This window comes from uncultured Thermomonas sp. (genome assembly GCF_937872235.1).
Taxonomy (GTDB): Bacteria; Pseudomonadota; Gammaproteobacteria; order Xanthomonadales; family Xanthomonadaceae; genus Thermomonas; species Thermomonas beijingensis.
Genome location: NZ_CALMPC010000036.1, coordinates 1 through 1,104, shown reverse-complemented (window position 1 = coordinate 1,104; position 1,104 = coordinate 1). Strand labels below are relative to the sequence as shown.

Annotated in this window: 1 protein-coding gene; it reads right to left on the bottom strand. The window is 63.9% G+C overall.

Going from position 1 to position 1,104, the window contains the following annotated elements; translation table 11 throughout:
- Positions 1 to 1,104, bottom strand: a 1,104-nt coding sequence (locus QWB57_RS03145) for a phosphoribosylformylglycinamidine synthase subunit PurQ (RefSeq protein ID WP_288968294.1), incomplete at both ends; no start/stop codon positions are given.

The window sequence follows — 1,104 nt, the reverse complement described above, 5'->3', positions numbered from 1 at the left end:
TGGTGACACCCGCAATGCCATCAGGTGAACCGTTGGGGTTGGCCGGGTAATGCAGGGCGGTTTGGCCGCCTTCCACATACCGCAGCGCCACATCCACGGCGGATTGATCAACACCATTGGCGAATACCGCGCGGCCTTCGCCATGCGCCACCGCCACCGGGATGCGTGAGCCGTCCATGCCGCGCAAGAAAATCGACGGCGATTGCGCCACTTCCAGCAGCGCCAGCCGCGCTTCGTACTGCTCGCTGGTATTGCGCTGGAAACTGGGCCAATGCTCGGCACCGGGGATGATGTCGCGCAACTGCGCCAGCATTTGGCAGCCGTTGCAGATCCCCAGCGAGAAGCTGTTGTCGCGGGCGAAGAAGGCACCGAACATGTCGCGCAGCGTGCTGCGCTCCAGGATGGAGGTGGCCCAGCCACGCCCCGCACCCAACACGTCGCCGTAGCTGAACCCGCCGCAGGCTACCAAGCCGTGGAAGTCGGCCAGATCAAAGCGGCCGGCAATCAAATCGCTCATGTGCACATCAAAGCTGTCAAAGCCGGCGCGATCGAAGGCATACGCGGTTTCGATCTGGCTGTTGACGCCCTGCTCACGCAGGACCGCCACCTTCGGGTGTGCGCCGGTGTTGATGAACGGTGCGGCCACATCCTCACTGGCATCGAAGTGCAACACCGGCTGCAAGCCCGGCGCATCGAAGCGGCGCACGCTGTCGCGCTCGCTGTCGGCACAATCAGGGTGGTCGCGCAGTTGTTGCATCGCATGGGTGACCGCCCACCATGCATCGAACAATTCGTCCCAACGCCATTGCACCAATTCTTCATCGCCATCGCTGATGCGAACCGTGGGTGCCGTCGTGGGCTTGGCTATGCGCTGGGCACATTCGATCAGACCGTGCTGCGCCACCAGATCGGCAAACGCGGCACGTTCGTCGACGGGCACCTGCACCACGGCACCCAGTTCTTCGTTGAACAACACCCGCAGCGGGTCGCCGGTGCGACCATCGCCCCAGCCGTCGAGGCGGATATCCAGCCCCAGATGCGAGGTGAACGCCATTTCGCACAACGCGGCAAACACGCCGCCGTCGGAGCGGTCGTGATAGGCCA